Origin of the sequence: Orlajensenia leifsoniae, assembly GCF_004570845.1 — a bacterium.
Taxonomy (GTDB): Bacteria; Actinomycetota; Actinomycetes; order Actinomycetales; family Microbacteriaceae; genus Orlajensenia; species Orlajensenia leifsoniae.
On the sequence record NZ_SPQZ01000001.1, the window covers coordinates 281,081 to 306,282 of the forward strand.

The following is a 25,202-nucleotide window of genomic DNA, read 5'->3' on the forward strand; positions in this document are numbered from 1 at the left end:
GCGTTGAGCTTTGCTCCGCGGTCTCTGTGCTGTTCACGTGCTTCTGTCACCTGATCCTTCGGTCATCCAGCCTTCGACGCTTCGTCGCATTCGCCCGCTCAGCGGTTCCGCATGCACTGCGTTAGGTGTCGGCGTGGGGGCCGGGAATGGAGTTCTCGATGTACCCAAGTCAAATGTCCCTTCATGCCGTGACCAAGCGATTCGGCGGCCGCGTTGTTCTCGATCGGGTGGACCTCGCGGTGCGCTCAGGCGAACGCGTCGGCGTCATCGGGGACAACGGTTCCGGAAAGTCCACGTTGCTTCATCTCCTGAGCGGTGAATTGCTCCCCGATGCAGGCGACATCACCGTCGCGGTAGCCGGAGGTATCGGTGCACTCAGCCAGGTGCTTGAGCTACCCGCTGGTGCGAGCGTGCGCGAGGCGATCGATGCGTGCTCGGCTGAGCTCCGCTCACTCGAGCACGCCATGTACGAAGCAGAGCATGGTCTCGCTGTGCTCGAAGGTGCTGCACTCGAGTCTGCCCTCGCTTCCTATGCCGCGCTGACGGAACGCTTCGACGCGCGAGGCGGCTACGGCGCGCCCGCGCGACTGAGCGCCGCGCTCGATACGCTCGGCGTTGCCCGCATCGAGCGCATCCGTTTGTGGTCGAGCCTGTCGGGTGGCGAGCGCTCGCGGATCGCGCTCGCGGCGACGTTGGCAGCTAATCCTGAGGTACTCCTGCTCGATGAGCCGAGCAACGACCTCGATGACGCAGCCTGGGAGTGGCTTGTAAACCGGCTTCGCTCGCACCACGGCACAGTCGTTGCTGTGACGCACGATCGAGCGTTCCTTGAGGCGCTTACAGACGTGATCTGGGAGGTCGACGGAGCATCCGTCATGCGTTTCGGCAACGGCTATGCGGGGTATCTGATCGCGAAGGCGAGCGAGCGCACGCGGCATCGACTCGCGTATGAGGCGTGGATATCCGAGCTCGCGCGGAACCGCGAACTCGTGACGACGAACGCGGGGCGGATCGATGCGATCCCCCGCAAGCTGGCGAAGGCCGGTATGGGCGCCGGCGCGTTCCGGGCACGGGGCCGCGATCACGGCGCGATGGGACGCATCCGGAATGCGAAGGCGCGGGTGGGACGACTGCTTGACGAACCGCTGGCACCACCACCGATTCCCCTCTCGTTCACGCCACCACTCGGGCTGTTGAGAACGGGTGATGCCTCGGAGCGGATCGAAGAGGTGGGATCCGACGCGGCTGTCGCTGTGGATTCCCCGCTCCTCGAGCTGTGCGGGGTGCGCATCGCAGGTGCGTCGGTCGGTGCGTTGCAGCTTGCAGCGGGTGATCGGCTGCTGGTCACCGGCCCGAACGGCATCGGAAAGACGAGTCTCCTGCGCGTCATCGCGGGTGAACTGCAACCGGAAACCGGGACGGTCACGGCGACCCCTCGGATCGGCCACTTACGTCAGCACAGTGAGATCGGCCCGAGCCGGCGCACCCTGGTGGAGGCGTTTGCCGCAGGCACCCGCGATGGCGTCGACGCGGCCGAGCACCAGCTCATGAGCCTCGGCCTGTTCCACCAGCGCGACCTCGCGGTGCCGGTCGCTGATCTCTCCTACGGTCAGCGGCGGCGACTTGAACTCGCGCTGCTCGTGAGCGAGGCGCATGAGTTACTCCTGCTCGACGAACCAACCAACCACTTTTCGCCCGACCTCGTGGAGGATCTCGAGCGAGCGCTTGAGGAGTTCAGCGGCGCGGTGGTGTTGATTTCCCATGATCGACTGATGCGTCAACGGTTCGGGGGCGACCGGCTCGAGTTGGTCACGTAGCACGACATCGCCTGGTGACCTTCCGGAACCGCCCGTCCTCCGAAGTACCGGCCACCCGGACGGTCCTGTTCGCGGACCTGGTCGTATTTGATGCCGCCAAACATCTGGCGAAGCAGCGGTGATCGGACACACCGTCCTGCTCCCAAGCCGTCGACCCTTACGGCACGTTCGACCGCAGTCGCGGACGATGGCACCAGCCGAACCTGGTTAGACCTCGTGGTCAGGGTTGCTCGGTGATGGCAGCGTTCTGCAGCGTCATTTTGAAGCACCGCGGCGAGGTGCGTTGGCAGATTCTCGACCATTCTTGGCGATGGCAGGGGATCCCCGGCGGGGATTGTGTTGTTATCGTCGGGCGCATGACTCTTGGCAACGGCATGGCGCAAACTCCTGAACCGGCCACGGAAGTTGTGCTGCTCGAAGCGGTCGATGTGTGTTTCCGGCCGTTGAATACCGGCGATGTGAGCCGGCTCGACGAGGTGTTTCACCCGACATCGAGCCTGTTCGACGCGAATACCAGGGAGATCCTGTGAAGTTCGAGAACGTCGTGACGATCACTCGCCAGCCTGCCGAGGTCTTCGAATACCTGGCCCGTTTCGAGAACGTCCCGCGGTGGAACTACGCCATCAGCGAGACGCGCAAGCTCACCAGGGGTCCGGTCGGTGTTGGCACACGCTACCGGCAAACGCGCACGGTTCCTTCCCCGACCACAGAGGAATTCGAGGTCGTCGAGATTGAAACGGACCGTCGACTCGTTGTCGTCGGCGATCTCGCGTCCCTCCATGGCCGTGTGACATATGAGTTGAGCGGGGGCGACGGCATGACGAAACTGGCGAATCTGATGGACCTCACGGCACCACCACCCCTGGGCCTCCTGGCGCACCTCGCCACCCGCAGCATCCGGTCATCGGTCGCCGCAAACCTCAGCGTGCTGAAGGACCAGCTCGAACGAAGCTCGCGTTGACGCGGCCCGCGTTCGAGATCCGTCACTACGTCGGACCCGAAGACCTCGACCTCCTTCTCGGGCTGCCGTACGCACTTAATCACGAGGTTGCCGGTGACCTCGACACTCGTCGCCGCCGCCGAGAGTGGACGTGGCTGGCCGTCGGGGATGGTCGCCTGCTCGGCCGCCTCGCTCTGTGGAGCACCAGTAGTTTCAGCGAGCCGATGCAGCTCGACATCTTCGACACCGATTCCGCGCTCCCGGAAGAGGAGCAGCGCGAGGTTGGTGAGGCGCTGTTCGATGCAGCTCGTACCGAAGTCTTGGGGCGTCTGGCGACGCCGCCCGAATTTGCACGCTACCTGCCCGCCGACTGGCGGGACCATGCCGCATCACGACGGACAACGGAGATGCTGATCAACATTTTGGAGAGCAGAGGTGCCCGCTTCGTCGTCGAACGCCTGCGTCTGGAATGGAGGGCCGGCACGCCCATCGCGGCGCCGGACCCACGGCTCTCATTCCGCTCTTTTCATACGATTGATGAGCTCATCGATCTGACCACGCGCGCTTTGACGGGCACACTCGACGCTCATAGCACCGAGGAACTCGCGAACATCGACCCAGCAGCTGTGGCCCGCGCTCAGTACGACGAGGAGTTCGCGAAGTACGGCAGTCCGCGCGAGTGGTGGCGAGTGGCGACGGATGTGGACGGGGGTCCCGTCGGCTTCGTGTTCCCTGCCCGTAACGCGTACCATCCCATCGTCGCCTACCTTGGCGTGCTGCCGGAACATCGCGGCAACGGATACGTCGACGGCATTCTCTCGGAGGCGACCCGTCTGCTCGACGCGGCTGGAGCTGGCCACATCCGCGCCTCAACGGATGTAGGGAACGTGCCGATGGCGAATGCGTTTGCACGCAACGGATACGCCACCTTCGAGCGGCTGATCAACATGACCTGGCAACCTGCGAGTGATGATCGACGTGTGTGAGTTCGCGGTCTCGCGGGGTGCCGCTCGGGAGAGCTGACGCGGGAGCACGCTGAGTTCCTGACTTGCCCGAGGTCGCGTGCGGGCGCGAGGTGGCTGTCGCCTGGGCGTCGACCAGGTGGGCGGCGGTATGCCAGCGCTGGTGTTCATTGCGGCCATGCGGCGCATTTACTGCGGGTCGCGCCGGTCGTTAGCAGAGTACGGGTGGCGGCCACCGGTCGACTACGACCTGCGTCTCGAACAAGACCATAGGGTTGGGGACCGTGTTCACCATTGAAACCGTGACCCCGCAGGCGCCGATCGCGCACGCGATCATCCGGTCATACATGTTCGAGCTGGCATCTCGGTACTACGGTCGACCGGCGACCCCTACCGAGGTGGACCAGGCCATCCGCGACGAGCCATACGACGACCTCACGGGGCCGACCGGTGTTCTCCTCATCGCGACGGAGGACGGCAATCCCATCGCGTGTGCCGGCGCTCGATTCGCCGGCGACATCGCGGAATTGACCAAGGTCTTCACGGAGCCCGAGTCTCGCGGTCGGGGGTGGGGAAAGCGCCTACTTCTGCAAATTGAAGATGTCTGCCGAGCACGCGGCGTTCACGTGGTTCGTCTGGATACGCGGAGTGACCTCGTCGAAGCCCGTGCGCTTTATGAAGGCCTCGGCTTCGCCCGCGTGGAAGCATTCAATGCCGACGCTTACGCCGAGGTCTGGTACTCGAAGTCCCTCTAAGCCGGTCCGTCATCGCACCACTCCATGGCGCGCAAGCGAATCGACAACCGCACTAGAAGTGCGTCAGGGATACGGATCAACGGCGAACCGTCGCCTTTGAACATATCGAGTTCGAACAAGTTCCCGTCGCTATCGACGTTGAGAGCGGCAGATATGAGCACGCCATCACCGTCCATGAAACGGAGCTCGGCGACTTCGCGGCCAAATCGACGTGTGGCATCAGCTGAGAGTCCCGGAGGAAGAACTAGAAGGCTGCCCATCTGTCCATCGTCCATGTTTTGGACCCGTGCGACCTCAAGCTGAGAAATGAGCGCTGGCAAGGATGCTCGACGGATCAGCTCCAAAATGATGCTGGTCTCAGCCGCAGACGGCGATCTCCAATATGACCCCACTCTGCCCCCACACCACAGCCGATGAAACCCATCCCTAATCGAGATCATCCACCCACCCGGCAGTTTTCTGCCGGAAGCCCACTCGGCAGTTGGAGCCTCAATTGGCACCCAGGGACACGACGTTGACCGTCTCCACGGCCTGAGTGTCAGCCCTCAATCCATTTCCCACAAGCCGGTCCCTCGGACGTCCGCAAGCCATCTCTTGCGAGCGTCGAAAAGCTGACACGGGCATCCAATGGGACTTATCCGCCGGATCCGGGTGCCATCTTGACGGCGATCTGGGACCCGACGGAGGTGCACGCTTCTCCGACGCCGGCCGCAAGGTTTGAAAGGTCGCTGAAGGTCGGGACGTAGCCTTCCGGGTTGGCGGCGAGGAGTTCGGACGCATGGGTTTGTGCAGCCTTCACGGCTTCGTTGACGGCGACGTCGGTACCCGATCCAGTTCGCGGGGCGAGGAGGACGTTCTGCCAACCTCGAGCGATCTGGACCCTGACGGCCGCGTAGCTGGCGTCGTCGAGTTTGCCATTGTCGTATTCCCAGCCAGCGTTTGCATCCATAGTCTCAAGGGCTGACACCTGCCCGCAGACGTGATCCACGGTAATGATGCCATCCATCGGTCTCGTCTCTGAGGGTGCAGGAGTCGCTGTTGCTGTTGTGGCCTCGGTGGCGGAGACCCCGGATGTGGAGCAGGAGGTCAGGAGGAGGGCAACAGCCCCAGCGCTGAGAACGGTTGTGAGTATCGCAGTGAAAGTACGCGGCATTGAGGGCCTTCCGGTGCTCGTGTGGACCAGGGTGTGAAGATCTCTTTGCACCGGTGTCTGGAATGCACTTCATGATCCCGTCCGTTCCAGGGTGTGCGTTTCGTGCGTGCGATCGTCGGCGACGCGGATGACGACCGCGAAGAATACGATGATCGCGGTCAGCGCTCCTGCTGGGCCACCGCCGACCAGGAAGCTGAGACCTCGGAGGTTTAGGCCTTGCCCAGCCGACAACTCCGGGTGGGAGACAGGCACATACGCGTCGAACGTGACTGGATTCAGCAGCAAGGCCAGGGCGGCGACCCCGAACACGGCTGTGAACCAGACCCATGCACTGGTTGGTACGCAGCTTCGGTGCAGAAGGACGGCGACGACTATCGCGGCCGCGGGGATCAGCAGTGAGGCTACCGTCCACCCCATGGGCACCCCCGCACGATTGCTTCCGACTCCGAGGCCGAATCTACGTCGCGCAATCAGCTGTGACCATGTGCCTTTGGTGATATTCGTTCCGCGGGGAGATGTACTTCGCGAGGCTAGGGTTTTGTCAGACCAGAAGAGCGAGACGAGATGATCAGGCTGTCAGCAGAACCCCATTCGGACCCGTCGATCTCAGCCGAAGCTGTCGCCATCAACGTCGTTGTGGAGTCTCTCGGCGCGGAACTCTCCCGCCGCAACAGCAGACTGGCTACCGATGGCCTCCTCGACGCCGACTTCGAACGTCAGACCCGAGCCATCCTGCGGGAAGCATTCAGCCAGTTGCAGCACCTGTCGCCGGAACTTCCCCATCTTGTGACCGTGGAGTACGGGTCGGCGGCATCCATGGTCGAGACCGCCCACATCCGCGCCGCCCAAGACATTCACCCAGCCGAACCCCTGATGGCCGCTGAAGCACTCTTTGGCGTCGCGCTTCCCATCGTGCGAGACGTCATCGTCCAGCGAACACCGGATGCGGACCTGGTCGTGGTGGCTCGCACCCTGCACCATGCCGTCTGGCGGCGATTCCCGCCAGGAGCTATCAGCTACGTCGAGGTGCTACGCGCCCGACTCTCAACCGCGCACCAGGAGAGCCGGCGCCGTGTGTCGTTGGAGCTGCACGACCGTGTCGCTCATGGGATTGCTGCTGGTATCCAGCGCATCGAGCTCAGCACGCTGAACGGTGGCGCAGATCCCTCAACGGAACTGGTCGAGGCGCTGTCGATCTTCCGTGCGGCTCTCGATGACGTGCAAGACCTGGCGTTGGAGTTGCGTCAACGCGTGGGCGATCGATCCCTGGACCAAGCTCTCGCGGAATACATCGTCAACGCCGGGGACGTGCCACCGCCGGTTCGTCTGAAAGTGGACGGTACGAACTTGCCGCTGTCCGCCTCCGTCGCCGAAGAAGCGTTCACCATCGTCCTTGAAGCACTCCGAAATGCACGCACCCACGCTGTCGGAGCGAGCGGGATCGATGTGCATGTGCGATGGGAGGAACGGATGCTGAGCATCGACGTCACTGACGACGGTCCCGGCTTTGATCCCACCAACGTCCACACCCGCGCTATCGGGCTTTCAGGGATGGAAGAGCGTGCCCGGGCGATCGGCGCACGGCTGCAGATCTCCGCGTCGAGTGGCGGAACGACCGTCTCCCTGTCCCTGCCACTCGAACCGACAGTCCTCGCATGACAGGTGTCCCCATCCGAGTCGTGATCGTTGACGATCACGAATTGTTCCGCGACGGGATCGCCGCCCTGATCGCGCACGCGCCAGGCATCACCGTCGTCGGGCAAGCGGCAAACGCCGATGACGCACTCGACGTCGTCATCCGCGATGAACCAGACGTCGTCCTCCTCGACGTCGAAATGCCCGGCGCACGCGTCACAGCCACCCTGGGACGTCTCAAACGAATCGCCCCCGCTACCAGAGTCATCATCCTGACGATGCATCGCGACCGGATCCTCAGCGAGGAACTACTCAAGGCAGGAGCGACCGCGTTCCTCACAAAGTCGACGCCCAGTACTGAGCTGATCGCGGCCATCCGCTCGGCTTCGATTGCCGGAGGGATGGCGCCGCCTCAGAAGTCATCTAGCACGGGTGAACTGCTCTCAGCTCGGGAGCATGAGGTGCTCCGCCTGATTTCCCACGCGCACTCGAACGCTGAAGTCGCAACGACGCTCTCCATCTCCGTCGGTACCGTCAAGCGGCACACGAACAGCATCTACCGCAAGCTCAACGCGACCTCGCGTCTGGACGCGGTGCGGCGCGCATCCCTGCTGGGCATCATTTCCTCACAGTGAGGAAAGCAGCTGGACTACACCCAAAGGAACATCCGTGTTCGATCACGTTGCTTCTTAGCTGAGGCGCGGTCAGGATCAAGACAGCCTCTTCCAGTAACGACGTCGGGGGGCGTCTCGGGAAGCGGAGTAGCACCAGTGACACTGACGAATCGGTGGGCTGGGTGCCTCGAGGATCGCTGCGGGGGCCGCGATCCTCGAGGCCGCACACAGCCTTCGCTGGTGGGACGCGCCGAAAACGGCAGCGAGTTCACGTTCCGAGGCAGGTAACACTCTGACGATGAGGGGCAGCCGAGTGAGACTGGCAGGCAGGCGCACATGGGCTCTTGGCGTGGTGGCCACTTTTGTTGCGCTCTCGCTCACCGGCTGCCACACCGAGTATCACGGCTACGACAGCGGAATCGATGGGACATTGTGGAGACAGATCGCTTCGTTTGAGGATCCATTGAGTTCAAGCCTCTTCGAACCATCTGCGTACGAACCCATCGGCTACCTGAACTCCCTCCAGGCCGAACGTTGGAGCGGCTCGTTGGAATCAGCATCCGACCTCGATCTCGAAGAGGGTGGCGTCGTACTCTACGACCGCACCTCGACCGACAACGCCGCCGGGCTCTCCATCTTCATAGCTTCCGGACCGCGTCCTGATGTCCCTACCGACTGGGGCCGCAACTACGACGGTCCAAGCCAGGTCTTCACTTGCTATCGGATTGAGGCCGAGTTCTCGCCGGGAGCGATGCCCTCCGTGGGTCGGACCACATTCGATCACTGCCCTCCGGCCCTCGTCGAGTTGATGCCTGCAGATGCGGCCTTCGCGAGTGGCGAAGTCTTCGACGGCTGAAATCCATGATCATCTTGCTGCTTATCCCGACCCTGATCGTGCCGGTCTTCCTCGCGATTCTGTGGTCAGTGCTCCGGGTGTTAAATCCTCGATTCGTGTCCAGGCCATGGTTCTACCTGTGGGCTGCCGCAGCCGTTGTTGTGGTACCACCGCTGTTCGGGTGGATGGCTATGACCGGGGCCAGCACATCCGACCAGTTTCACTCAGCTGACCCGTTCGCCGGCATCCACATGTTCTATGGGCTCGCCACCGCCACCTTGGGTGTCCTCACGCTCGTCGTGCTGTGGTTCATGCGACCCAGAGTGAAGCGCCATCAGCTGACCACGGGTCCGGCTCAGTAGCCGAGACCGGTCGGGTCCTGAGCACACCCGGCCGTGGCCTCGTCTTCGGATGCGGCGAGTTGCCGTCGGCGACCAGCGCCCTGCCCATAGGTTCAGGGCATGTACACCGTCGACTGGTTCACCATCCCGTATATCGCGTTCCTCGTCCTGCTGACGCTCGGGACGCTCACACTGCTGGTCCTGCTCGGTCGGCTGATCTTCGTCGCCACCCAAGCGCTGCAGAGCTACCGCCGCGCGCAGGAACTTAAGATCACGCTCCTCCTGGCGGAGGACGGCGACGTCACCGACCACTGACCACTGACCACTGACCACTGACCACTGACCACTGACCACTGACCACTGACAGCAGGATGGCCGAGCGCGGCCACCGCGATACGACCGAACAGACGGAGCTGACCGATGACCGACACGACACCCAGTGCGGGACCCATCCCCGTCGACCCGGAGTTCGAGGCGTACCTCGACAAAGTGGTCACTCCGTCGCTGGTGCTGTCGTTCATGCTGTCGCTGGTGACAGTGTTCGTGTTCTTCCTCGGCGCGGTCGACAACACCGGCGTTCACACGTTCCCGTGGTGGGGATTCTGGGTGATCGCCATCATCCCCACAACCCTGGCCGTCATCGCTCTCGTCCAAGCGCACAGCCGTGACGCCGGCGTCAGACCCGCGCTTATCGCGTTGCTCACCGCGGTCGGACTGCCACTGGTCCTCACCGTGCTGCTGGCCGGTGTCGGGTTCCTGTTCCAGTTCGGGGCGCTGGCGTCCTAGCGGGCTAACGGCGAGCCCGCAATGACTCAGCTTCACGGAAGGGTGGCCGCTGTCGCAGCCGTCCTTCTGGTCCTCTCCGGCTGCAGCGTCAACGGTTCCGGCGAAGGTCCGTTGGAGTACGAAGGACCTGAACACAACGCGGTGTGCGTACCCGCTGTCCCGGGCACCAGCATGGTCGTCGGGGAGACCATCGTCGCTCCGGACGGATTCGAAGCGACAGTGATCGACGTGACGCTCGTCGACGCAAGGAACCTGAAGCTGACCGAGGCGTCGATCGCGCCGATCATCAATCAGTCAGCGATCGGAACCTCCGCCTACCCACCGACAGAGGAGGCGTGGACGCTGCGGCGGGACGCGGCCGGGGCGACGCTGCCGGAAGACACGACCAGCAACCTGCTCGTCGTCCTCGAACGGACCGGCGACATGAGTGGCACGGCATCCAGTGTTCAGATCCGGTACACCGTCGGCGGCACCGCGTATGTCGAACATGGGACGACCTCGATCGAGTTGGCTGAAGCCTGCGACTGACGTATGCAACGATCAACAAACCATGGGGGTGGGCAACGCCGCCGCCGTTAGCATCACAATCAATCTCACTGATCCACTTTTCCGCAGAAGGATCCATCAACGGTTGCTTCCCCCAAGCCGGGTCTGGGTGCAAAAGCGCAGGTGTCAGCTGTCTAGCGCATCGAGTTGCCGCAACGCGCCTCGTGCTCGTTCCAGTCGCTCCTCCTCGGACTCGTCCCACCAATACGGCCCCCGTTCTCCCAGCCCTTTCTTGGCGAGGCCCACCCGGACCCGCGCTGCCGCTGTCGCGTCGGGGTCGTTCTTGAGCTTCGCGCTCCTGACGCCGGACCGACCGCGTCCCAGGTGCGATTTCAGGGCCTGCACGAGGTCCTCGGGCAGTGAGGGGTCAGTCCGGCGCCATCGTCGGCCGCGGATCGTCAGCCACCGCTCGCTGTCGGGCGTCTCCGCCGGTGAGTTCTGTTCGCGCTCCGCCACGTTCCGACGGTACTGCCGCCACGCCCGGGTGTGGATGACGCTGCGGGTCTCGCATAGGTGCTGCGTCAACGCGGACGGGTCGACGACCTGCGTCAGCCCCACGCGAACACGCAACACTTCATTGGATCCGACGGTGGGTCGCGACTGGTTCAGATGCTTCCGTTCGCATGGAGCTACCCAAGAAGTTCGCGATAGAGCTGCCTTCTTGCCCGACATCGATCGCATCTGAGCTGGGCCGGCATGCTGCCCTCTGGGGATCCATGAACGAGACTGGCTGGCCACTGGCCGACTGCATCGATGTTGATCGTCGACGCTCAGGCCCTGTGTCGGTCGCCCAGGTGGTCGGGATCGTGCAGTGCGTTGCGTTTGGCTTGTTGCTCGGCAGACAGAACCAGAGCCAAGCCCACTATCGCCAGTGTCAAGACCACCAAGATGGCGAGGTACACGAACCACATGTCTCGCATGCTACCGCTCCGGAGGGTAGGCAACCAGGTCGCTCGCAGTTGTACCGTCGTCTCCCAAAAAGGATAGCCGGCCCGCATCAGGATCGCTCTGCGGGCGCGATGCTGAGGCGACGACGATCTCATCGAGCGGACGACTTCTCTCGGTTTGCCATCGGTCGCCAACGACATGGATAAGGAGTCGATCCTCGATCGGACCAAGCCGCGGTCTGAGAGGATCGTTGGATGATTCGCGTTGTGCTTTTCGACCTCGACGGCGTCATTCGGCACTTCGACCCGGACAATGTGGCCGACATCGAGCACAAGCACGGGTTGGCTATTGGATCGATCGAAGGGGTTGCCTTCGCGACTCCGTTGGTCGAGGAGGTCACGACCGGGAGGATCACCAGAGCTGATTGGGTGCGCCAGGTCAGCGAGTTGGTCGGCAATGTGTCGGCTGCGGAAGAGTGGGGTGTTCAACCTGCGGTCCTGGATGAGGCTGTTTTGGATCTGTCGGACGAGGTCCGCAGCTTGGGGCTCAGGACGGCTGTGCTGACGAACGGAACCGACACCATCCCGGATGAGGTCGCTGCACTGGGTATTGCCAGCCGGTTCGATGCCATCTTCAACTCGGCGGACATCGGTTTCGTGAAGCCCGATGTCCGCGCTTTCGGGCATGTGCTCGATGCGCTGAGTGTGACTGGCGCGGAAGTGTTCTTCACCGACGACTCCGCCTCGAAACTTAAGGGCGCCGATAGCCTCTTGATGCGCACCCACCTGTTTGAAGGAGTTGGGGACCTTCGCGATCACCTCATAGCGGCGGGTGTTGAAGTTCGGCGGCACGCGTTCTAAGAGTTTCAGGTTCTCGGCGCAGACCTGATGATCTGCTCGCCAAGGGCTGCCTCCGACATCTAGGAGAACTGGGCCGGGTTCATCAGCGACCGGATTCCGCCTGTCATCCACCCCGCAACTAGGCGGCCATTGCTCTCTACAGATCCTCCGGGTATGAAGTCGTCATACAGCAGCTGCGGAAGGCGCTTTGAAGCGGCAAACGTTGCCGACCCGCCCAGCCACACACTACGCACTGCGCCTGATGGCCGCTCCGACAGCGGCCGTCCACAAGGGGTCCTTCATCGGACGTCCGAATGCGGATCCGCCTCCGGGCGTCCAGAACACCAGTCGCTGGGCCTTCCTCATTTCGCTCTCGCTTGTCGGCCCATGTTCCACGCAGAGGCGCCCGGGTAGCGGTATCTGGCACACTACTGACGTGAACATGGGCGAACTCGATGTAGTGAGTGGCCCGCGGTTGGAGCGTCGCCAGGAAGTGCCGACGCTCGGCATTCGCGAGACCGTGCCATTCCGCACGATGCTCTCCAATCGGGACAGGTTGCTCGCGGAACTGATCGCGTGGCTCACTGACCATGGTGTCGAACCCACCGGGCACTTCTTTCTTCGGCTCCACGTTGTCAACATGTCCGGCCTCATGGATATCGAGGTCGGGGCCTCCGGGGCGACTGATATCAGCGACGGGCGGGTGCAAGCAGGATCGCTCCCTGCCGGCGATTACGCGGTGCTGGCGTACCGGGCGAAGTCGATGGCGGCAAACCGTCGACTACACGCCTGGGTGCGCGAGCAAGGACTGGTGCTCGAAACCCGTCCGCATCCGAGGGGCGAAGCCTTCGCCTCTCGATGCGAGATCTATCTGACTGACCCACGCAAGGAGCGGCGAAAGACGCGTTGGGTCGTCGAGCTGGCGTTCATGACTCGAAGCTAGCGTGGGCGACAGCGGTCGTTCAGGGATCCGCATACGAACACCGGACGCCTTCTAGTTACGGCTATGCTGAGGGCCGCTGATCAAGCTGGTCGCCCCCGAGGCCGAACGCTTTCATCACAACAGCGGTGGCTCCCAGCACGAGGACGATGAGGGACACCATGCTCCAGACATATCCGAAGATCCAGTTGATCTCGGACAGCGGATAGGTCAGAGCGGGCGCAGCGACGAGGGCGGCCTGCCACCACAGGACCTTGAACGCTAAGGCGATCGCTGCGGCGGCCAGGATGAGGGCCGCGCCGACGAGGAGCATATTCCCGACCGACGCTAGCCGTTCAGTTTCGTCAGCGGTCGTTAGAATAGAGAGGCTCTCCACGGCGCCGTTGTAGAGCAGGTACATGCCCATAGCTGCCAGTGCGGCCCACAAGATGACCAGAACGATCCGGACGGAAAGACCCGTCCGATGCACTGGCGCTCCGACGTCAGGGAATGATTTCGAATCGCCCACGGATCTGGCTCCCATCCTTGAATGCCATCGTCAGTTCACGGCCGGTGCTCTTCTGAGCGTGAGCGTACCCCAATCGTTATTAGCGGACGCCCGAGCGGGTCCCGCTACGGACGTCCGGAAGCGGATCCCTCAGCGGGCGAATTTCGGTCGTCGTGACCGAATGTGCCCTTTGACTGGACGATCGATGGAGATTCGCCGCGCCCGTGCTTTCGACAGAGTTTTCCAGCGGGATCAGCGGATCGGACCACTAGCCAGGCTTGTCGAATGCGCCCTGGATGAACACCGTGCGCCCGGCGTCGGTGTTGCGCCCGGAGTTACTCATCTTGACGGCTGCCTGTTCTCCCAGCACGAGATGCATTCCAAGCGGAGGAGGGGCGCTGGAGCCGCTTGCACCCGACGCTTGCGCCTTCGCCTGCTGTGCCTTGCGCGCCGCCACGATGTCGGCGGTAATGTCGCGCCAGGTGCGCTCTAGGAGACCTGCACCGCGGATCAACCCGCGGAGGGATTCCGCATCGGCCAAATGGCTCTGGTTGGGGCGGCTCGCCCATGGGACCGGAAGCTCGATCGGCTCGCCGTTCCCCGCGCAGATTTCCTGGCAGACGAACAGCCCGCCCGGCCTGAGTACCCGGGCGATTCCGGAATACAGGCGGCGCTTGTCCCGGATGTTCATCTGCATTTGTATCGTCCACACCACGTCGAAGCTGGACGCGGCGAACGGAAGCTCGAGGGCATCACCCGCCTGAAAGCGGGTGCGATCGGACAACCGCGTCATCCGAGAAAGGGCGTTGGCCACCCCGCAGAATTCAGGCGAGAGATCGATGCCTGTCACGTCGCAACCCAAAGTTGCGGCGAGGTAACGCGCGGGGCCGCCCAACCCGCTGCCCACGTCGAGCACTCGCGATCCTGGCGGAATCTTTGCAAGCTCCACCAATGCGCGCGTGGCCGAACGTCCCGCGGAGTGAAACTCGTCGGCCGGCGCGAGATCTTCGTACGTGACCGAGTCCAGGTCCTTGCCGAGAGCTTGCAACCCCGCCGCGATTCGCGGCAGAAGTTCGCCCGGCTCGTAGTGACGAAGCATTTCCTCATGCGACTCGCCCATGGACGCAATCCTGCGCGGATCTCGGGGAGCCGTCAAGTAAGCGCTTGCTCCCACCGCCCCGTCACCTGCCCTCCTCCGGCAAGAGGGCGGGCCTGGCCTGTGCCCTCACGAGGTCTCCACTCGACCGCAGAACGGCATCGCAGACCCCCCTGACCAGCAAACGATCTCTGTCCTCCTAATCGACATCGGAAGGGTCGCGGTCGTGCAATTCTCCCTTCGTCCCAAGGGTCCGTGGGTGGCTGACAACCTGGATCAGCGGATAGCTCGCCTCCCCGATGCCCCGCCACTCCTCAACGTCGGCGGTGTTGTTGATGTTGTAGGTCGGCAGGTGCAGTGGGAGGCATCGGGAGGCGAGCTGCTGGCCAAGGGTCCGGCGAACATGGTGCTGGATGCGATGTCGATCCCGGGGAAGATGAATGTGGCAGGCACCTCGGTGAAGCGGTCGCGGATGAGGTTGACGCTCTTGCCGTTCACGCCGTTGCCGGCCCGGAGGTTCTGCAGCTCCTCGACGCGCGGAATTCGAACGCGCGGCCCCACTAACGGAACGAGTATCTCTGTGCGGTAGGCCCACACCGGCTGCATGGGCGCCAACCCCGTGCCCAGTCGTAGCCAGGGCAGAGACAATCATCGCGAGAGCTGCCGCCGTACATTCAATCAGCGTCCCGTCCCCAGGCCCACCGGATGCAGCAGCCCACGGGAATCTCGCATCAGCTTGCCTTGGATCGATGTCCTGGACGTTGCGGAACAGCTGAGGGGCCCGCCATACGGTCAGGGCGTGCGCCGACCTGGTCAATCAGAGGGCAGGGCCTGCATGATCTGCTCGACGATGCTCGTCACGTCCGAGGGGGATGTGTACAGCGACGACGTGGTCTCCACCCAGGCTCCAGCCTCGCTGAAGATGTCGAACGTAGTGCCTCCCTGTCCAGACTGGTACGCCGTCAGGGATGCGCCGAATGTGTCGATGGGCGTTCCGGCCCTGGCAGCCTCGCTCTTTCCCGACGCCGTGATGGAAGCGCCCGGCTCCCCGGCGGCGGCGAGCACCGTCGCCCCAGACTCCTCAGTCCACTCGCAGGCCACCCCTCCCGCGCCGGCGATCTGGGCAGCGGGCGAGCCGGCGGTGGGCACGTAAGAGGTGGTGAGGGTGAAAGTCCCTCCGAGCGCGGAGTCGAGCACGGCAGTGGGAAGGACGTCATCACAGGTGATCGCCGAAGGGATGGGTGCAGGTGTGGTGTGCGCCGGGGTGGGTTCGGCCGTCTTCGTCTTCACCGGAGTTGGTGCTGGCGCGGACGCGGCTGCACAACCCGTGAGCACGAGCGTGAGCGCGGTAATCGCGATGAAGGCCTCGCCCGCGAATGAGCGGGACCTTGAGTGCTTGGAGGTCATGGATCTCTCTCTTTCCTGTCTCAGTCTGGGACGTTGATGTCCCTCGACAACTGTGCTGTCGAGGCTCGCGCGGCCGACTGCGCAGAATGCATAGGTTTCGTTTGTTGAACGTCGCGGAGCCTCCCGTCGAGAGGTGCACACGCCGTCGCCCGAAGGTCGCAGCCACGGTCGAATCAAGGCTTGACCGGACCACGCTTGGACGCCTTTCGCCAATGGCATCCCTATTTGGAGCGATGAACTGTGTATTTTCCGCAGTCGCTCGCCGCTGTAGTTGGGAAAGGCTCTGCAGTAACACTTTCCCGCCACCCGGCGATGCCCAGTCACCTGACTCTGGTCTAGCGGCGTCGCGAGTTACTCGACCACCTGAGGAGACAGCCATTTCCACAACGTCATCGCAATCGCAACCGGTTGCTCGCGATTTGTCTTCTCGGTCCGCTTGCTGGTGGCCGCCCTCGAGATCGCGCGCTTCAGCGAACCAGAGACTTTGGTCGATTGCAGAGGGGTGTCACTGAGCATGTTCGCGATCGATCGAGTCCGCCTCTCCCTCGAGAGACCGGCTGCGCCTCTACCGACTGAGCCTGCGAATCGTTCTGAGGCCGTGTCAGAAATGCTCGGACTCGTCGGAGCAGCGCTCCTGCAATCGTCTCGCGCTACCAGCGCTGTCGAGCGGATTCTGCGCGGACTAAGCATCGCCTACGGGCGTAAAGATGTCCGTAGTTTCGTGCTGCCCACACTTGTGATGATCGAGGATCCGCGCGAACAGAATGAGCGAACGTCGATCTTCCCCGCCACTGGTCCTGCCCTCCGACTCGACCAGGCCGACAGCGTTGAGCAGCTGACACTGCGCGCGCTAGCGGAGCGACCATCACCGTCCGAGGTCGCGACCGAGTTGAACCAGATTCGTGCGACGCGCCCACGGTTCGGGGTGCTCGCACGCATCCTCGGTCATGCCGTGCTCACCGTGGGCTTCGGACTCGTCCTCGACCCGGTGGCCATCGCGATCCCTGTCTATCTCGTGCTCGGACTCATCGTCGGAGCAACGACCGTCCTCGGCTCTCGAGTGCGCACACTGGCATTGCTGCTGCCAACGTTGACCGCATTCGCGCTCACCCTACTAACCGCCTGGTTCGTCGCGCCGATAGTGGGCGACGATCCCATCCGGCTCGTCGCACCCGCCCTGGTGAGTTTTCTTCCCGGACTGACGGTCACCCTCGCCGCGGTGGAACTGACCAGTAATCAAGTGGTCGCAGGGGCGAGTCGGATGGTTTACGGGGCAGCACAATTCGGATTGCTCGTGTTCGGTGTGTACGCTGCACTGGCTCTTCTGGGCACACATCCAAGCACACAATCACCTCCGCAACTGGGCATGTGGGCGCCATGGCTGGGCATCCTGCTCACGGCCATCGGCTTCAATCTCTTCTCCGTGGCGCCGCGCCGTGCACTGCCATGGATCGTGCTCTCGCTCACCGTCGCGTACGGCGCCCAACTTCTCGCCGGGTTCTTCATCGGCGCTGCCCTTGCAGGCTTCGTCGGCGCTGTCGCCATCATCGTCGTGGTCGGTCTGCTCCGCCGGATCACCAGCTCGCCACCCTCGGCGGTCATGCTGACCTGTGCGTACTGGCTGCTGGTCCCGGGCGGCCTCGGGTTTATCGGCCTCACCACGGCGGCGGAACAGACACCGGGCGGGAGCAGTCTCGTCCTGAACTGCCTCACCTCCCTCCTTGCCATCGCCATCGGAATGGTCGTCGGTGTCGGCTTCACGCAGGATTCTTCTGCGGTGGGCGAGCCGGGACCCGGACGCCACGGGTCGTCTCGGATCGCACGAGTTCGCCGGAGGCGTGTCCGAGGTCGGCCCCGGCGATGTCGGCCTGGAGCCCGCGACGACTGACGACGTCGAGAATCGCCGGTGATGGCGGACCGAGCGGCGGCATGCATCGATTGCCCTCCACCCTCCACCGCCACTATCGTTTCAGCCATGGCATGCTAATCGCTCTGACCTCGGCTCAAGTTCGAGCAGAGATCATGGCAGCGATGTCGTGTCCGGGAGTGTGATGCCTGGGTTGGAGGCGGATCGGGTCGAGCAGATCGATGCTGCGCTCACCGCCGCCGGAGGTGGCGTCCCTACCCTTCTTGTCATCGAGGGTTTGCCCGGCTCGGGCAAGTCATCGCTGCTGCGGACTGTTGTGGAGCACGCCGGCGAGCGATTCGGTTCGGCGATGATCGAGAGTACCGAGGGCGACCGGCGACCCTACGTGACGCTGTCACGGCTCGGAGTCAAAGTGACGCCGCAGGCCTCGCCGCTCGTGGTTGCGAACGCAGTGCGGGATCACTTCGACGCGGCCGCAGCCGAAAGACCGGTACTCATCGCGGTCGATGACGTGCAATGGGCCGATCGGGAGACTGTCGCCACCCTCCTCGGATTGGTGGATCGCGTTGACCGGGATGAGCTCCTGGTGGCGCTGGCCATGCATCCGCTCCCCCTCGGCGTTCACGAGGAGCTGCAAGACTTCGTCGCGAGCGGCCGTGCCCGTCGGCTCCATATCGACGGGCTGCCGTTCGCATCAGCGACCGCAATGGCGCGCGCTGTGCACCCGTTCATCGACGAGCCCACTGTGGAGCGTTTGTGGCGACTGACGAACGGCAACCCGCTCTACATGTCCTCGATTCTGAGGGAGTGCGGCCCGGACGAACTGGCGCGAATGGCGTTCTTGCCTGCGCCCCAAGAATTCGCCCGAAGTGTCGCTCAACGAGTCGACCGGCTCGGTCCCGCGGCGGTCGCGTTGTTGCGTGCCTCGGCGGTTCTGGGTACTGACTGGCAACCAGTCCCCACCGTTGCGGCCGTCGCTGGCGTCCGGGCTCCGTCTGCCTCGATCGAAGCACTCATGAAGGCAGGATTGCTCGTCCACCGACCATCGTTTGAGCTCGGCGGCTCGATCCGACCGGTTCATGAACTTGTTCTGGCCGCCGTCTATCAACAGATGAGTCTGGATGAGCGGCGAGAACTCCATCTGTCGGCGGCCAGTTTTGAGACCGACCTGAACACCGCGCTTGGACATCGAGTCGCCGCCGCTGATGAGTTCGATCCGGATCTCGCGGATGAATTGGAGGCTGCCGCCCGGCGTAACCATGAAGTCAGTGCATTCCGCCCCGCCGCCGATCAACTGGGCTGGTCGAGCCGCCTCAGCGCGGACGCTCGGCTCCGTCGCGATCGACATCTGGATGGCCTGTTCGAGCGGATCCTCGCAAATGACCTCGCAGGCATCGATCATGAAGTCGAACGAGCCGGCTACGACCACAGGGTCGCCTCGATCGTTGGCGCGCTCGCTGTGTTCGACAATCGCTGGCATGACGCGATCCGCGCACTCGAGCCGGTACTCGACGAGCCGACCGGAGCAACTGACCCACTACTTCGATACAGATGCGAGGTGCTTGCGGCATACGCCGGCATGGGAGCGGGTGAGCCGACGGACTGGGTTCAGGCTCGCCTCCTTCGCGCGCGCGAAACAGGTGCAAATGATCCAGCGCTGCTCGGCTTCCAGACGCTGGCAGAGGGTCGCGTGCATGCGCGCCGATCGGGCACAGCCGGATTCAGGGCGTACTGGGAGGGATTGACGGTGGCGGCCACCGAGGTTCCAGTCGGCTCCACCTACCGCCTGATGATTCGGGGCATCTCACGTGTCGCCGACGGTGCCTTCTCGGAAGCCATTGCCGACCTCGATGAGGTCGAACGACGCTTTCACCGCGGCATCATCGATGTCGCAGATGGACTCACCCATTCGTCCTTGGGCGTCGCTCACTGGCTGCGAGGAGATTGGCAACTCGCAGAGGTGAAGTTCCGTACTGCTCGCGAGATGCAGCGAAAGATACTGAATCCGTTGACATCAGCTATCACGACTATCGGCTCGACCGGGGCAGGCGACTTCGCCGCAACCGACCTCGTACTACGGGACGTTCGCATGCGACTGCTGCGTCAGCCGTGGGCCGAGGGCATCCTCTGGTACGCAACCGCGCGTTCGATCCGACTACACGCAGGGGCGGACGCTGGGGCACAGGCGGGGGAACTTGACGATCTCGAGCGTGACTTCGGCCCAGCGGCCGTCGGGACAGGGCCCGGGTTCCCACTGTGGCTCATCCACCGGATCCCACTGTCGATCTGGGCCGGGCGCCTCGATGAAGCCTCGACGCTCATCAGCAGCTTTCATCAGGTCCAGGGCCACCTTCCATGGATGACCGGTGTCGAGCACTGGTTCCAAGGGCTCGTCGCGGAGCAGCGCCAACAGGCCGGGCGAGCACGCCGTCACTTCGACGATGCCCTCAACGGGGACATCGGGCACATCCCGCTGCTTGCCGCACACGTTCTCGCGGACCGGGCACGGATCGACGGCGACACCACCACCAGAGACAGCGCTGTGGAGGCCTACCGAGCTCTCGGACAGGTGCCGTACGTCAAGCAACTCGCGTCCACTGAGCGTACGCGGGTGGAAGCGCGGCCGATCGTGTTCGAGCGCCTATCGGACCGCGAACGCGACGTTCTCGCTCTCGTCACCTCCGGGCTGAGCTACGAACAGATCGGCAGGAACTTGTTCATCTCGAGAAGTACCGTGGGGTTCCACCTGTCGAACATCTACGCGAAGACCGGCACCACGAGCCGGCACGACCTCACCGCGCTCGCGAGAGGCTGACCAACCGACCCGACCTTCGTCGTGGCCGAGCTCCCGCGATAGCCACTACTAGAGCGCGACCGTCGAGGAGCGACATCCCACTTGATTTCCAACAAGTTCTTGCACTCAAGACGAAATCGGTAGCGATCATGACCGGCACCCGCGAACGTGACCGCTAAGTCCCGAATCCGGGTTCGTGCGTCGACGTCACCACACTCCGGTCGAACTATTTCTCGAGGGGGCTCCATGCCGGTCCGTCGACGAAGCACGCCTCAGGATGCGGGACACCGTTCGTCTCCAGGATCACGAGCTCATTCGCACCGGCGAGGGTCACCGAACCAGGCACGTATATCGTCTGCTGGGGACCCCGCGACCAATACCTGCCGACATTGAAACCGTTGACCCAGACGACACCCTTGCCTAGGGACTTCGTGCTGAAATGGAGGTCGGCTGGCTCGCCGAGGTTGAAAGTGGCCGAGGACAGCAACGGCTTCCCACCCGTCGAGGGCATCACGGCTGGGTCGTTGAGTGCCTCTTCGAATTCTTGCGGCAACGCACCTTGGACGTCGATCAGCTCGACACTCCAGCCGTTCAAAGCCTGGCCCATCAGCGTGACGGGACCGATGAGGCCCTTGCTCTCGCCAATTCTTGAGCCGTAGTTGACTCGCCCCATGTCCTCGACGAGCACGTCGAGTCGAGCTCCTTCGTTCAGCGCGCGTGGGAGGTGAATCGTTGTCTCGTTGTGCTCACGGAGCAGCACCCCGACTGCCATCCCGTCGAAGTAGATCTGGGCGCGATCACGCACCTCCGTGAACTCGAGTATTCCGCCGCCGGATGTGACTGTGCTGTATCGCGCAAAGCCCCGGAACGCGCCGAGGTCATCCATGCTCGGGGGGTCGTGCTGCGTCCGCGACACTACCGGAGCCCCTCTGTCCAGAATGTCGAACACTCGCACATGACGACAGAACGGTGCGGTGAACACCGGCGCTCTGGTGGTGCCCTGTTCGCTCTCCAGCGACGGGACGGGAGCGTACTTCGCGATGACATCCCGGAACGCGAAATATTTCGCGGTCCGTTGGCCGCTCTCGGAGAGGGGTGCGTCGTAGTCATACGATGTCGTTGTCGGCTCGTATCTGCCTTTGTGGTTCGCCCCGCTGGTCAATCCGAAGTTGGTACCGCCGTGGAACATGTAGATGTTCACAGATGCGCCAGCCGCGAGGATCGCGTCCAATTCCGCAGCGGCACCCGCTGCAGAGGTGGTGTTGTGGACACCACCCCAGTGGTCGAACCAGCCGTCCCAGAACTCGGCGCACATCATGGGCCCCGTCGGCTGGTGCGTGCGGAGCGTCGCCAGTCGATCCGTGGCACGCGATCCAAACGATGCAGTCTTGTGCAGCTCCGGTAGGCCGCCATCAGTCAACATCTGATCGGTGGGCTGATCGATGGTGGTCAATGGCACGGTGATTCCGCCGGCCCGAGTGAGATCGACGAGCCGGCGTAAGTACGCCTTATCGGAACCGTACGCCCCGTACTCGTTCTCGATCTGCACCAGGATGATTGGCCCACCTCGGTCGATCTGCAACGGCTCGAGAACGGGAAGCAGTTGAGCGAAGTACTCGATGACGGCCCTCATGTAGCGCGGCTCATCAAGGCGCAGCTCGGTTCCACATTCCTTCGTCAACCAGCCTGGGAAGCCACCGTTGTCCCACTCCGCGCATATGTAGGGGCCGGGCCGGACGATCGCGTACATGCCCTCCGCTGCGACCAGGCTCAGGAACCGGGTCAGGTCCAGCCGGCCATCCAAATCGAACTGGCCGCGTTTGGGGGCATGTTCATTCCACGCGACGTAGGTCTCGATGGTGTTGAGGCCCATCTCCTTCGCGCTGCGAATGCGGTCCGCCCATTGGCCAGGGTGCACGCGGAAGTAGTGCAATGCGCCTGACAGCACCCGGAATGGTTCCCGATCGAGCAGGAAATCATGCTCACCGATCTCGAATCTCGCCATTGGACTCTCCTTTCGGCACCCGCGTGCGGTGCGCGATACCGGAAGCCAAGGTACCTTAAGCTGGCAATTCTTTTGCAACTTTGGCGAGATAAGGCGCGCTATCCTGATATTCTTTTTCAATCAGGTAATCCGAGGGAGCACAGCCGATGAAGAAGTTCACAGTCGAATCCGATGTCACCGTCATCGGCGGTGGACTCGCGGGAGTAGCGGCGGCGATAGCGGCCGCTCGCGAGGGTGCGACTGTGGCGCTGATCAATAACCGCCCGGTGCTCGGCGGGAACTCCAGCAGCGAAGTGCGGGTTTGGGTGTGTGGGGCTACCGCCCACGGCTCGCAGAAGTTCGCTCGCGAAACCGGGATCATGGGCGAATTGTTCATCGAGAACCAGTACCGGAACCCTGAAGGCAACCCGCACCTCTGGGATCAGGTGGTACTCGATGCTGTTCGAGCTGAGCCGCTGATCACCATGTACTTGAATACCGATGTACGTGATGTGGATGCGGACGGAGCCGACTCCGACCGCACCATCCGGTCAGTCACCGGTTGGCAGATGGGTTCTGAGAAGCTGATCACGTTCGTCGGTGCCATGTTCATCGACGCCACGGGCGACGGCATCGTGGGCCACCTGGCCGGCGCCTGGGCGATGACCGGGCGAGAGGCAGCAGCCGAGTTCGGTGAGGAATGGGCTCCAGAGATCCCCGACTCGAACATGCTCGGCAGCACCATCCTGTTCTACTCCAAGGATGTAGGCGAGCCAGTGCGGTTCGTTCCGCCATCGATCGCGAAGGACATCAGCACCACCAGCATCCTCGACAACCGGAGAGTGCGCGCTACGGACAACGGGTGCGACTACTGGTGGATCGAATGGGGCGGAGAGCTCGACGCCGTCGACGACAACGAAGCCATCCGCGACGAATTGTGGGGCGTCGTCTACGGCATCTGGGACCACATCAAGAACTCGGGCCTGTACGACGCGGACACCCTCACCCTCGAGTGGGTCGGTTCCGTGCCCGGGAAGAGGGAGTATCGCCGCTTCATCGGCGACACGATCCTCACCCAGAACGACATCATGAACCAAGTGCGCTTCCCTGACACCATCGGTTTCGGCGGCTGGTCCATCGACCTGCACCCGCCCGGCGGGATGTACTCCGTCGACGAAGGCTCCAAGCATTTGTTCACCAAAGGGATCTATCACATTCCGTTCGGGGCGCTGTACTCGAAGAATGTGTCGAACATGCTCATGGCCGGACGAGATATCTCTGCTACCCACGTCGCTTTCGGCACCACGCGGGTCATGGCCACCTGCGCCGTTACCGGTGAGGCCGCCGGCACCGGGGCGGCACTCAGCGTGCGCCACGGCGTCACCCCCCGCACGCTCGCGACGGAACGTCTCGGGGAACTTCAAACGGCGCTGCTACGCGCTGATGCGTCCATCGTCGGACGACCCTGGACGGACCCGAGCGACCTCGCACTCACAGCCCAGGTCACCGCCTCGAGCACCATCACGTCGATCGACGTCGAACCGCGCCCGGACGAGCAGCCCCACGCCGTCACCCTCGACGGGCATGACATCGGGATCATCATCCCTGCCGATCCGCGCATCGACACAGTGCAGCTGCTCCTCGACGCCTCTCGCCCGACGCTGGCTCTCATCGAGCTCTGGCGCACCGACGGAGGCGAGAACCATATCCCCGTCGAGAAGGTCTCAGCAACGGAAGCACGGGTCGAGCACCCGGGTCACTCCTGGGTGACGGCGCGATTCGACTACACGCCCGATCAGCCCGAGAACGTGGTGGTCGTCATCGATCGGAATCCGGATCTGAAGCTGGTCGTCCTCCCCCGGTCCGCCCCATACGGCGTGCTCGGTCTGGTCAGCCGGACCCCGCGGTTCCAGATGGACGGCCCGCAGAGCAACGCCTGGTCGGCGTTCGAGATGCGGCGCAGCGCACCAGCGATCCGGGTGACACCCGATACGAACGCCTATGCCGCTGCACACGTCTCCGGCGGATTCCAGCGGCCCTTCGATGGACCGCAGCTCTGGTCGTCGAGACCGCTGGGCGAAGACGGCGAATCGGTTGTCCTGACGTGGGATGACCCACAGTCGGTCAGATCCGTGGAAGTTCTCTTCAACGACGACGTCGACGAGGACCTCGTCAATCTCCACCATCACCGCACCCCGTTCCCGGTCGTCCCGGAAGTCGTCCGCGACTACGGAATCGACTTCCTGACCGAGGACGGGTGGGTCCGCGCGGAGACCGTACTGGGGAACCGTGTGCGCCGGCGAGTTCACCGCTGGGATGAGGCAGCCCAGGTGAAGGCGCTCCGCCTTGTCGCCACGGCGACGAATGGCGCCGAGTGCGTGACTGTCGCCGGGATCCGGGCGTTCAGCTGAACGCTCGCACCAAGGCGAGTATTGGAACGGTCCAGCGGATGAGGACCTCACTGGTCCTGAGCGGCAACCCTGAAGCGGCCAAGCACGCGGAGCAGTGGCCCAGAG

At 63.4% G+C, this 25,202-nt stretch carries 27 protein-coding genes; 18 read left to right on the forward strand and 9 right to left on the reverse strand.

The annotated features are described in order from the left end of the window. The first annotated feature begins 158 nt into the window (after nucleotides 1-158). The 5 genes from E4M00_RS01420 (at nucleotide 159) to E4M00_RS01440 (ending at nucleotide 4,474) form a co-directional block, all read left to right on the forward strand. On the forward strand, nucleotides 159-1,817 hold the full coding sequence (locus E4M00_RS01420) for an ABC-F family ATP-binding cassette domain-containing protein (RefSeq protein ID WP_135119186.1): 1,659 nt from the start codon (nucleotides 159-161) through the stop codon (nucleotides 1,815-1,817). A 233-nt stretch (nucleotides 1,818-2,050) separates the two neighbouring features. Next, entirely contained in the window at nucleotides 2,051-2,347 is a 297-nt protein-coding gene (locus E4M00_RS01425) for a hypothetical protein (protein ID WP_135118788.1), read from the forward strand. Beyond that, nucleotides 2,344-2,778, forward strand: coding sequence for an SRPBCC family protein (locus E4M00_RS01430; protein ID WP_167756786.1), 435 nt, complete (start codon nucleotides 2,344-2,346; stop codon nucleotides 2,776-2,778). The genes E4M00_RS01425 and E4M00_RS01430 overlap by 4 nt, the downstream gene beginning before the upstream one ends. Further along, nucleotides 2,775-3,743: a GNAT family N-acetyltransferase gene (locus E4M00_RS01435; protein ID WP_135118790.1), complete on the forward strand. Its 969-nt coding sequence runs from the start codon at nucleotides 2,775-2,777 to the stop codon at nucleotides 3,741-3,743. Before E4M00_RS01430 ends, E4M00_RS01435 begins: the two co-directional genes overlap by 4 nt. Nucleotides 3,744-4,003: 260 nt before the next feature. Next, nucleotides 4,004-4,474 carry a GNAT family N-acetyltransferase gene (locus E4M00_RS01440; RefSeq protein WP_204772945.1) on the forward strand — a complete coding sequence of 157 codons (471 nt, stop codon included), beginning with the start codon at nucleotides 4,004-4,006 and terminating at the stop codon, nucleotides 4,472-4,474. Here E4M00_RS01440 and E4M00_RS18240 read toward each other — a convergent pair. The 3 genes from E4M00_RS18240 to E4M00_RS01455 form a co-directional block, all read right to left on the reverse strand. Then, nucleotides 4,471-4,914, reverse strand: coding sequence for a DUF6984 family protein (locus E4M00_RS18240; protein WP_420813409.1), 444 nt, complete (start codon nucleotides 4,912-4,914; stop codon nucleotides 4,471-4,473). The two genes, E4M00_RS01440 and E4M00_RS18240, sit on opposite strands and share 4 nt — an antisense overlap. 194 nt (nucleotides 4,915-5,108) lie before the next feature. Next, nucleotides 5,109-5,480, reverse strand: coding sequence for a hypothetical protein (locus E4M00_RS01450; protein ID WP_135118792.1), 372 nt, complete (start codon nucleotides 5,478-5,480; stop codon nucleotides 5,109-5,111). Between the two features lie 216 nt (nucleotides 5,481-5,696). Continuing rightward, a complete protein-coding gene (locus E4M00_RS01455; protein ID WP_135118793.1) occupies nucleotides 5,697-6,044 on the reverse strand; it encodes a hypothetical protein in 348 nt (115 codons plus the stop codon). Nucleotides 6,045-6,191: 147 nt separating this feature from the next. On the opposite strand from E4M00_RS01455, the gene E4M00_RS01460 reads away from it, so the two are divergent. The 7 genes from E4M00_RS01460 to E4M00_RS01490 all read left to right on the forward strand — a co-directional run bounded on the left by E4M00_RS01460 (nucleotide 6,192) and on the right by E4M00_RS01490 (nucleotide 10,366). Further along, complete coding sequence (locus E4M00_RS01460; RefSeq protein WP_135118794.1) at nucleotides 6,192-7,286, forward strand: sensor histidine kinase; 1,095 nt, start codon at nucleotides 6,192-6,194, stop codon at nucleotides 7,284-7,286. Continuing rightward, nucleotides 7,283-7,897: a response regulator transcription factor gene (locus E4M00_RS01465; protein ID WP_135118795.1), complete on the forward strand. Its 615-nt coding sequence runs from the start codon at nucleotides 7,283-7,285 to the stop codon at nucleotides 7,895-7,897. Before E4M00_RS01460 ends, E4M00_RS01465 begins: the two co-directional genes overlap by 4 nt. A gap of 292 nt (nucleotides 7,898-8,189) precedes the next feature. Next, entirely contained in the window at nucleotides 8,190-8,732 is a 543-nt protein-coding gene (locus tag E4M00_RS01470) for a hypothetical protein (RefSeq protein ID WP_135118796.1), read from the forward strand. 5 nt (nucleotides 8,733-8,737) lie between these two features. Beyond that, complete coding sequence (locus tag E4M00_RS01475; RefSeq protein WP_135118797.1) at nucleotides 8,738-9,073, forward strand: hypothetical protein; 336 nt, start codon at nucleotides 8,738-8,740, stop codon at nucleotides 9,071-9,073. Between the two features lie 99 nt (nucleotides 9,074-9,172). Beyond that, nucleotides 9,173-9,367 carry a hypothetical protein gene (locus tag E4M00_RS01480; RefSeq protein ID WP_135118798.1) on the forward strand — a complete coding sequence of 65 codons (195 nt, stop codon included), beginning with the start codon at nucleotides 9,173-9,175 and terminating at the stop codon, nucleotides 9,365-9,367. A gap of 105 nt (nucleotides 9,368-9,472) precedes the next feature. After that, nucleotides 9,473-9,838 (forward strand): hypothetical protein, encoded by a 366-nt coding sequence (locus E4M00_RS01485; RefSeq protein ID WP_135118799.1) that lies wholly within the window; start codon nucleotides 9,473-9,475, stop codon nucleotides 9,836-9,838. Between the two features lie 42 nt (nucleotides 9,839-9,880). Continuing rightward, nucleotides 9,881-10,366, forward strand: a complete 486-nt coding sequence (locus tag E4M00_RS01490) for a hypothetical protein (protein WP_135118800.1) — start codon at nucleotides 9,881-9,883, stop codon at nucleotides 10,364-10,366. Nucleotides 10,367-10,510: 144 nt separating this feature from the next. Here the strand turns inward: E4M00_RS01490 and E4M00_RS01495 are convergent, their stop codons facing one another. Continuing rightward, nucleotides 10,511-10,840: a biopolymer transporter Tol gene (locus E4M00_RS01495; RefSeq protein ID WP_135118801.1), complete on the reverse strand. Its 330-nt coding sequence runs from the start codon at nucleotides 10,838-10,840 to the stop codon at nucleotides 10,511-10,513. A gap of 314 nt (nucleotides 10,841-11,154) precedes the next feature. After that, entirely contained in the window at nucleotides 11,155-11,295 is a 141-nt protein-coding gene (locus E4M00_RS17755; protein ID WP_167756787.1) for a hypothetical protein, read from the reverse strand. A 231-nt stretch (nucleotides 11,296-11,526) separates the two neighbouring features. Here E4M00_RS17755 and E4M00_RS01500 point away from each other — a divergent pair, with 231 nt between their 5' ends. Both E4M00_RS01500 and E4M00_RS01505 read left to right on the forward strand, forming a co-directional pair. Further along, on the forward strand, nucleotides 11,527-12,132 hold the full coding sequence (locus E4M00_RS01500) for an HAD family hydrolase (protein WP_135118802.1): 606 nt from the start codon (nucleotides 11,527-11,529) through the stop codon (nucleotides 12,130-12,132). Nucleotides 12,133-12,553: 421 nt separating this feature from the next. After that, on the forward strand, nucleotides 12,554-13,054 hold the full coding sequence (locus tag E4M00_RS01505) for a GyrI-like domain-containing protein (protein ID WP_204772946.1): 501 nt from the start codon (nucleotides 12,554-12,556) through the stop codon (nucleotides 13,052-13,054). Nucleotides 13,055-13,115: 61 nt separating this feature from the next. Here the strand turns inward: E4M00_RS01505 and E4M00_RS01510 are convergent, their stop codons facing one another. Together E4M00_RS01510 and E4M00_RS01515 are read right to left on the reverse strand one after the other, a co-directional pair. Beyond that, the gene (locus tag E4M00_RS01510) at nucleotides 13,116-13,559 is read right to left on the reverse strand and encodes a hypothetical protein (RefSeq protein ID WP_135118804.1); all 444 of its coding nucleotides are present in this window, start codon (nucleotides 13,557-13,559) and stop codon (nucleotides 13,116-13,118) included. Between the two features lie 247 nt (nucleotides 13,560-13,806). Then, entirely contained in the window at nucleotides 13,807-14,658 is an 852-nt protein-coding gene (locus E4M00_RS01515) for an SAM-dependent methyltransferase (RefSeq protein ID WP_135118805.1), read from the reverse strand. A gap of 235 nt (nucleotides 14,659-14,893) precedes the next feature. On the opposite strand from E4M00_RS01515, the gene E4M00_RS01520 reads away from it, so the two are divergent. Next, nucleotides 14,894-15,223, forward strand: coding sequence for a hypothetical protein (locus tag E4M00_RS01520; protein WP_135118806.1), 330 nt, complete (start codon nucleotides 14,894-14,896; stop codon nucleotides 15,221-15,223). 224 nt (nucleotides 15,224-15,447) lie between these two features. Here the strand turns inward: E4M00_RS01520 and E4M00_RS01525 are convergent, their stop codons facing one another. Continuing rightward, the gene (locus E4M00_RS01525; RefSeq protein WP_135118807.1) at nucleotides 15,448-16,041 is read right to left on the reverse strand and encodes a hypothetical protein; all 594 of its coding nucleotides are present in this window, start codon (nucleotides 16,039-16,041) and stop codon (nucleotides 15,448-15,450) included. 607 nt (nucleotides 16,042-16,648) lie between these two features. On the opposite strand from E4M00_RS01525, the gene E4M00_RS01530 reads away from it, so the two are divergent. Together E4M00_RS01530 and E4M00_RS01535 are read left to right on the forward strand one after the other, a co-directional pair. Then, a complete protein-coding gene (locus E4M00_RS01530) occupies nucleotides 16,649-17,929 on the forward strand; it encodes a threonine/serine exporter family protein (protein WP_240036826.1) in 1,281 nt (426 codons plus the stop codon). A gap of 163 nt (nucleotides 17,930-18,092) precedes the next feature. After that, on the forward strand, nucleotides 18,093-20,723 hold the full coding sequence (locus E4M00_RS01535; protein WP_135118809.1) for a helix-turn-helix transcriptional regulator: 2,631 nt from the start codon (nucleotides 18,093-18,095) through the stop codon (nucleotides 20,721-20,723). 205 nt (nucleotides 20,724-20,928) lie between these two features. Here the strand turns inward: E4M00_RS01535 and E4M00_RS01540 are convergent, their stop codons facing one another. Further along, on the reverse strand, nucleotides 20,929-22,707 hold the full coding sequence (locus E4M00_RS01540) for a glycoside hydrolase family 35 protein (protein WP_135118810.1): 1,779 nt from the start codon (nucleotides 22,705-22,707) through the stop codon (nucleotides 20,929-20,931). Nucleotides 22,708-22,853: 146 nt separating this feature from the next. On the opposite strand from E4M00_RS01540, the gene E4M00_RS01545 reads away from it, so the two are divergent. Then, a complete protein-coding gene (locus E4M00_RS01545) occupies nucleotides 22,854-25,097 on the forward strand; it encodes an FAD-dependent oxidoreductase (protein WP_135118811.1) in 2,244 nt (747 codons plus the stop codon). Nucleotides 25,098-25,202 lie beyond the last annotated feature (105 nt).

Bases quoted from the DNA above. Each gene is read 5' to 3' on its own strand.
- E4M00_RS01420 (WP_135119186.1), top strand. From the start codon at position 159: ATGTACCCAAGTCAAATGTCCCTTCATGCCGTGACCAAGCGATTCGGC.
- E4M00_RS18240 (WP_420813409.1), bottom strand. From the start codon at position 4,914: ATGATCTCGATTAGGGATGGGTTTCATCGGCTGTGGTGTGGGGGCAGA.
- E4M00_RS01450 (WP_135118792.1), bottom strand. From the start codon at position 5,480: ATGGATGGCATCATTACCGTGGATCACGTCTGCGGGCAGGTGTCAGCC.
- E4M00_RS01455 (WP_135118793.1), bottom strand. From the start codon at position 6,044: ATGGGGTGGACGGTAGCCTCACTGCTGATCCCCGCGGCCGCGATAGTC.
- E4M00_RS01460 (WP_135118794.1), top strand. From the start codon at position 6,192: ATGATCAGGCTGTCAGCAGAACCCCATTCGGACCCGTCGATCTCAGCC.
- E4M00_RS01465 (WP_135118795.1), top strand. From the start codon at position 7,283: ATGACAGGTGTCCCCATCCGAGTCGTGATCGTTGACGATCACGAATTG.
- E4M00_RS01475 (WP_135118797.1), top strand. From the start codon at position 8,738: ATGATCATCTTGCTGCTTATCCCGACCCTGATCGTGCCGGTCTTCCTC.
- E4M00_RS01480 (WP_135118798.1), top strand. From the start codon at position 9,173: ATGTACACCGTCGACTGGTTCACCATCCCGTATATCGCGTTCCTCGTC.
- E4M00_RS01485 (WP_135118799.1), top strand. From the start codon at position 9,473: ATGACCGACACGACACCCAGTGCGGGACCCATCCCCGTCGACCCGGAG.
- E4M00_RS17755 (WP_167756787.1), bottom strand. From the start codon at position 11,295: ATGTGGTTCGTGTACCTCGCCATCTTGGTGGTCTTGACACTGGCGATA.
- E4M00_RS01500 (WP_135118802.1), top strand. From the start codon at position 11,527: ATGATTCGCGTTGTGCTTTTCGACCTCGACGGCGTCATTCGGCACTTC.
- E4M00_RS01505 (WP_204772946.1), top strand. From the start codon at position 12,554: ATGGGCGAACTCGATGTAGTGAGTGGCCCGCGGTTGGAGCGTCGCCAG.
- E4M00_RS01515 (WP_135118805.1), bottom strand. From the start codon at position 14,658: ATGGGCGAGTCGCATGAGGAAATGCTTCGTCACTACGAGCCGGGCGAA.
- E4M00_RS01525 (WP_135118807.1), bottom strand. From the start codon at position 16,041: ATGACCTCCAAGCACTCAAGGTCCCGCTCATTCGCGGGCGAGGCCTTC.
- E4M00_RS01530 (WP_240036826.1), top strand. From the start codon at position 16,649: ATGCTCGGACTCGTCGGAGCAGCGCTCCTGCAATCGTCTCGCGCTACC.
- E4M00_RS01535 (WP_135118809.1), top strand. From the start codon at position 18,093: ATGCCTGGGTTGGAGGCGGATCGGGTCGAGCAGATCGATGCTGCGCTC.
- E4M00_RS01540 (WP_135118810.1), bottom strand. From the start codon at position 22,707: ATGGCGAGATTCGAGATCGGTGAGCATGATTTCCTGCTCGATCGGGAA.
- E4M00_RS01545 (WP_135118811.1), top strand. From the start codon at position 22,854: ATGAAGAAGTTCACAGTCGAATCCGATGTCACCGTCATCGGCGGTGGA.